The organism is Streptosporangium minutum (assembly GCF_002149035.1).
In the GTDB taxonomy this organism is placed as follows: domain Bacteria; phylum Actinomycetota; class Actinomycetes; order Streptosporangiales; family Streptosporangiaceae; genus Streptosporangium; species Streptosporangium minutum.
Genome location: NZ_NGFP01000386.1, coordinates 1 through 5,928, shown reverse-complemented (window position 1 = coordinate 5,928; position 5,928 = coordinate 1). Strand labels below are relative to the sequence as shown.

General features: G+C 71.1%; 5 protein-coding genes. 3 read left to right on the top strand and 2 right to left on the bottom strand.

The genetic code is table 11. From position 1 onward, the window contains the following. Nucleotides 1-171 precede the first annotated feature (171 nt). Nucleotides 172-846, top strand: a complete 675-nt coding sequence (locus tag CA984_RS42100; protein ID WP_012888435.1) for a DUF4230 domain-containing protein — start codon at nt 172-174, stop codon at nt 844-846. A 562-nt stretch (nt 847-1,408) separates the two neighbouring features. On the opposite strand, the gene meaB is transcribed toward CA984_RS42100, so the two are convergent. After that, a complete protein-coding gene (gene meaB, locus CA984_RS42095; RefSeq protein ID WP_086578912.1) occupies nt 1,409-2,347 on the bottom strand; it encodes a methylmalonyl Co-A mutase-associated GTPase MeaB in 939 nt (312 codons plus the stop codon). A 223-nt stretch (nt 2,348-2,570) separates the two neighbouring features. Beyond that, on the bottom strand, nt 2,571-3,758 hold the full coding sequence (locus tag CA984_RS42090) for an acetyl-CoA C-acetyltransferase (RefSeq protein ID WP_086578911.1): 1,188 nt from the start codon (nt 3,756-3,758) through the stop codon (nt 2,571-2,573). Nucleotides 3,759-3,842: 84 nt separating this feature from the next. Between CA984_RS42090 and mce the strand changes: the two genes are divergently transcribed. Together mce and CA984_RS42080 are read left to right on the top strand one after the other, a co-directional pair. Beyond that, the gene (gene mce / locus CA984_RS42085; protein ID WP_012888432.1) at nt 3,843-4,265 is read left to right on the top strand and encodes a methylmalonyl-CoA epimerase; all 423 of its coding nucleotides are present in this window, start codon (nt 3,843-3,845) and stop codon (nt 4,263-4,265) included. A 197-nt stretch (nt 4,266-4,462) separates the two neighbouring features. After that, the gene (locus CA984_RS42080; protein ID WP_086578910.1) at nt 4,463-5,749 is read left to right on the top strand and encodes a DivIVA domain-containing protein; all 1,287 of its coding nucleotides are present in this window, start codon (nt 4,463-4,465) and stop codon (nt 5,747-5,749) included. The last annotated feature ends 179 nt before the right edge of the window (nt 5,750-5,928 follow it).

Below are 5,928 nucleotides of genomic sequence, written 5' to 3'. Positions count from 1 at the left end.
GTACTTCCGTCCTCGGCCTGTCGGCCGGGGCGCCCCCCGCCGCTTCGGTCCCGCCGTCCGTTCCGGGGGACGCCCCGGCCGACAGGCCGAGGACGGAAGTACGGTCCCGCGGCTGACAAGATCAGCGTAGGTTCGGCGTGAGAAAGCGGCCGCCGGGGGAAGGAGACCGCCGTGAAAGCCCCTCTAGAAGCACCGCCCGAGGCCCCCTCGGCGCCTCGCCGGCGCCGCTGGCGCTTCCTCGCGGGACTGCTCGTCGTCGTGGTCCTCCTCGTCGTGGGCGTCCGACTGACCTGGTCGTGGCTGAACCCGTTCGGCGAGACCACGATCGACCGCAGCCAGCCCGTGCTGCTGCAGTCCATTCACAACCTCAGCCGCTTCGAGGCGGCCACCGGCAACTTCCAGGTCGTCGTGGACCTGGAGAGGGACGCCGCCTTCCTGCCCGACGCGGTCAAGGGCAGCCGCACGCTCTTCGTCGGCGCGGGCGGCGTCGACGCCTACGTCGACTTCGGCGGCCTGGCCAAGGGCGCGCTGACCGTCTCGCCCGACCGCAGAGAGGTCACGGTGAAGCTGCCGCGCGCGCAGCTCGAAAAGCCCAACCTCGACAACAAGCGCTCCTACGTCTACGCGCAGCAGCGCGGCCTGTTCGACCGGGTCGAGGACTTCCTGTCCTCCTCCCCCGCCGACCAGCAGGAGCTCTACGTCCTGGCCGAGAAGAAGATCGCCGAAGCCGCGCAGGCCAGCGACCTGCGCAACCGGGCCGACCAGAACACCAAGAGCATGCTCCAGGGCATGCTGACCACCCTCGGTTTCGAGAAGGTGACCGTCAAGTTCGCCGACGAGCCGTAGCCGCCGTGCCCGCGACCGGGCCTACGACCGCCCGCCGTCTCGCGGCGCTCAGCGTCTGGCGGCGCTCAGCGGGGACGGGCGGGCCGGCGGGGACGGACCGGCTCGGTAGGAGACGGACCGGCTCGGTAGGAGACGGACTGGATCGGCTCGGCTCCGCAGGGGACGGACTGGGCAGCTCCAAGGAACCGGCTCGGCTCGGCGGGAACGGGACGAGCCGGATCGGCGGGGACGGGCCGATCGCGGTCTTTGTGGATGCCGGCCGTGGCGGGATTTCATATGCACGCCGTCACCGGCACGGGCATATGTCAGTCGTTATCCGTGAGGCCATCCGCGGGGCCGGAGTATTTCTCATCGGTGCCGGCCTGACTCCGCCGGCACCGAGCGGGTAAACCCGTCGTGTTCCGGCCGGCGCTTCACGGATTCACGCTTCCGGTCCTTGTCCGGTCGTCCATTTCCAATCGGCCGGACATGCGATTCAGCCTTTTACCCACAACGAGAACGACTTATGCGCCGTCGTGGACAGTGACGTCCGTCTCCTCCGTGCCGCGACCGTGACGCCGGCTCATCCCAGGGCCGCCAGCAGCTCGTCGGCGGCCCGGTAGGGGTCGAGATCGGCGTCCAGGACACGGGTGGCGAGGGCGTCCAGGCGCTGGTCACCGTGGAGGTGGGCGAAGCGGGAGCGGAGAGCGGTCAGCGCGATGGCCTCGATCTCGTCCCGGGCCCTGGCATGACGGCGGCGTCCGAGCTCGCCCGACCTCTCAAGGTGGGCCAGGTGCTCGTCGAGGGCGCCGACCACCTCTGCGGCCCCTTCGCCCCGGTAGGCCACGGTCGGCACGATCGGCGGCCTCCAGACCCGCTCGACCAGCGCGGTCATGGTGCGGAGCTCGCGGATGACCGCCTGGGCCCCGTCGCGGTCGGCCTTGTTCACCACGAACACGTCGGCGATCTCCAGGATGCCCGCCTTGGCCACCTGGACGCCGTCGCCCATGCCCGGGGCGAGCAGCACGACGGTGGTGTCGGCCAGCGAGGCGATCTCCACCTCGGCCTGGCCGACCCCGACGGTCTCGACGAGAATGACCTCGCATCCGGCGGCGTCCAGGACGCGCAGGGCCTGGGGCGCGGCCCAGGACAGGCCGCCGAGGTGGCCGCGGCTCGCCATCGACCGGATGAACACCCCCGGATCGGTGGCGTGGTCCTGCATGCGCACCCGGTCGCCGAGCAGGGCCCCGCCGGTGAACGGCGAGGACGGGTCCACCGCGAGGACCCCGACCTTCCTGCCCCGCTCACGGAACGCCCGGACCAGCATCCCGGTGGAGGTGGACTTGCCCACGCCGGGGGAGCCGGTGAGCCCGATGACCCGGGCCCGGTACGGCCGGCCCGCGCAGAGCCGCGCCGTGATCTCCCGGAGCAGGGGAGAGCCGTTCTCCACCATGGAGATCAACCTCGCCACGGCGCGGGGCTGTCCGTCCCGCGCCCGCGCCACCAGATCGGAGACGTCCACGGCCGGGGGCGACCCGCCCCCGGTGGCCGCGCCGGGCTCCTCCACGGCCTTAGACGGCCCGTCCGGCGCTGCCGCACCGGACTCCCGCACCGCCCGGGACGGCCCGTCGGGCACGGCCGCACCGGGCTCCTCCACCGCCCGGGACGGGCCCGGCACAGTCACGCCGGACTCCCGCACCCCGGGGACGGGCCGTCCGGCGTGGCCGCGCCGGGCTCCTCCACGGTCAGGCCGAGGGGACGCGGATGATCAGCGCGTCGCCCTGGCCGCCGCCGCCGCACAGGCCTGCGGCACCGAGCCCGCCGCCCCGGCGCCTGAGCTCGTGGGCGAGGGCGAGGACGATGCGGGCGCCGGAGGCGCCGATCGGGTGGCCGACGGCGATGCCGCCGCCGTTGACGTTGACCTTGTCGAGCGGGACGCCGAGGTCCTTGGCCGACTGGAGGACGACCTGGGCGAAGGCCTCGTTGATCTCCAGCAGGTCGAGGTCCTCGACCGAGAGCCCCTGCTTGCCGAGGGCGTGCTTGATCGCGTTGGCGGGCTGGGACTGGAGCGAGTTGTCGGGTCCGGCCACGTTGCCGTGCGCGCCGATCTCCGCCAGCCACTCCAGGCCCAGCTCCTCGGCCTTGGCCTTGGACATCACGACCACCGCGCAGGCGCCGTCGGAGATCTGCGAGGCCGATCCGGCGGTGATGGTGCCGTCCTTGCTGAAGGCCGGCCGCAGCCGGCCCAGGGTCTCGACCGTGGTGTCACCGCGCACGCCCTCGTCGGCGGCGAACATCACCGGCTCCCCCTTGCGCTGCGGGACCGGCACCGGAACGATCTCGTCGTCGAGCACGCCGTTCTTGATCGCGGCGGCGGCGAGCTCGTGGGAACGGGCGGAGAACGCGTCCTGCTCCTCGCGGGTCAGGCCGAGGCGCGCGTTGTGCCGCTCGGTGGACTCGCCCATGGACACCTGGTCGTAGGCGTCGGTCAGGCCGTCGAAGGCCATCGAGTCCACGATGCCGGCGTCGCCGTACTTCACTCCCCTGCGCAGGCCGGGCAGCAGGTGGGGGGCGTTCGACATGGACTCCATGCCGCCGGCGACCACGATGTCGAACTCGCCCGCCCTGATGAGCTGATCGGCCAGGGCGATGGCGTCCAGCCCGGACAGGCAGACCTTGTTGATCGTCAGCGACGGCACGGTCATCGGGATGCCGGCCTTGACGGCCGCCTGGCGGGAGGGGATCTGACCCGCTCCGGCCTGGAGGACCTGGCCCATGATCACATACTGCACGGCCTCGGGAGCGACACCGGAGCGCTCCAGCGCGGCCTTGATGGCGATGCCGCCGAGCTCGACGGCCGACAGGCCGGCCAGCGAGCCGAGCAACCGGCCGATGGGGGTGCGAGCTCCGGCGACGATGACGGAACCAGACATATAAGGGGCCTCCCTGGCGGGACTTGGGGCGACTTTGCCACCATACCCATGAGCACCCGAGCAACCGCCATGGAGGCCGCCCCTATGTTCATGCGCATCGACCATGTGGGAATCGCCTGCCACGACCTTGAGGAGAAGATCGCGCTCTTCGAGCGGACCTTCGAGCTCACGGTGGTGGCACGTGAGATCAACGAGGAGCAGGGCGTCAAGGAGGCGATGCTGCACATCGCCGACGGCAACGGCGGCGGCTCCTACATCCAGCTCCTCGAACCGCTCGGCCCCGACACGCCGGTCGGTAAGTTCCTCGCCAAGCGCGGGGAGGGGGTCCACCATGTCGCGTTCGGCGTCCCGGATGTGACCGAGGCCATGAGAGAAATTGGGAGCAAGGGCGTCAGACTGCTCGACGAGAAGCCTCGGCACGGCTCGATGGGGTCCTCCATCGCCTTCTTGCATCCCAAGGATGTGGGGGGAATGCTGACGGAGCTCGTTCAAGCCCAAGAGCACTGACCGAGCCTCGTGTCAAATGCAAGAAAGGTTCATACGTAACAAGTCACGCAGAAAGTCGGAGGGGACCTCCAACACGGCAACTCCAGAGTACGCTGGCCTACCACCGGACGTGGATCCCGCCACGGCTCCCGCCTCGGATGTCCGAAATCCCCCGTCCGGCCCGTGTAGCCGTCTCGACAACCCAGGATCGAGCCTCCATGCAGTCCGACATCGACGCACAACTCAACAATTTCTTTGAAGACGCCCCCGCTCGGGAATTCGACGTGGTGCTCCGTGGCTATGACCGGCACCAGGTCCATGACCATCTGAAGCAGGTCGACAACGAGTTGCGCCAGTCTCGCGAACAGGTTCAGGCCCTGCAGCGAGACCTGTCCGACTCCCAGCGTCAGCTGCAGGAGCAGGAGCGTCCGACGTACTCCGGCCTTGGTGCGCGGATCGAGCAACTGCTCCGTCTCGCCGAGGAGCAGGCCACCGAGCTGGTCCAGGCCGCCCGGTCCGAGGCGAACGAGATCAAGGCCGCGTCCAAGGTCGACGCCGCCGACCTGCGCGCCGCCGCGGAGAACGAGGCGGCCGAGAAGCGCGCCCTCGCCACCCGCGAGGCCGACGACATGCGCACCACCGCCGAGCGCGAGGCCGAGGAGATCCGTTCGACCGCCCGCCGTGAGGCCGACGAGCTGACCGCCACCACCGAGCGCGAGGTCGCCAAGCTGCGGGCCACCGCCGACCACGAGGTGGCCGAGAAGCGCGCGGACGCCGAGCGCGAGATCGCCAAGCTGCGCACCACCACCGAGCGCGAGGTCGCCCAGCTCCGCGCCTCGACCAAGCGCGAGCGCGACGAGGTTCTCACCACCGCCAAGCGTCAGGCGGACGAGATGCGCGCCCAGGCCCAGCGGGTCCTGGAGGAGTCCGAGGCCAAGCGCGCCCAGGACGAGGCCGAGTTCGAGATCCAGCTCGCCGCCCGCCGCGAGGAGGCCGAGCGCCAGGAGGCCGAGCGCCACGCCACCGCGCAGGCCAACACGCAGAAGCTGGTCTCCGAGGCCGAGCAGCGCGCGGCCACCGCCGAGCAGCGCGCCACCAAGGCCACCCAGCAGGCCGAGCAGACCCGGCGCGAGGCGGACACCCACGCCAAGCAGCTGCTCGCCAACGCGCGCAAGAACGCCGACCAGCTCGTCTCCGAGGCGAAGTCGAGCGCCGAGTCGATCGTCAGCGACGCCAAGACCGAGTCCGAGCGGACCCGCTCCGTCGCCCAGCGTCAGGTCGACGAGCTGACCCGTCAGCGCGACAGCATCACCAGCCACCTCGCGCAGCTGCGCCAGCTGCTCGGCGGCGCGCCGCTCCCGGCCTCCGAGCCGGAGCCCGCGATCGCCGCGGCCCCGGTCAAGCCGGCCATTCCCGCCGCCAACGGCAGCGAGAAGCCCGCTCCGGCCCCCGCTCCGGCCAAGGCCGAGACCAAGGACGACGACGCGGAGTGGTGGCAGGAGTAGGCACCCGCTGAATCGGGGCGCTGACGACGGCTACGGGAGAGCCTGGTGACCTTGGCGGTCGCTAGGCTCTCCTCTGTGTTTTCGCTGTTCCGCGCGGCTATCCGCACCCCCCGGAGCGCGGCTTCGCGCGCCCTCAGAGCTAGGAGAAACCGTGCCCGAAGCGTCCCAGACAGCCGACG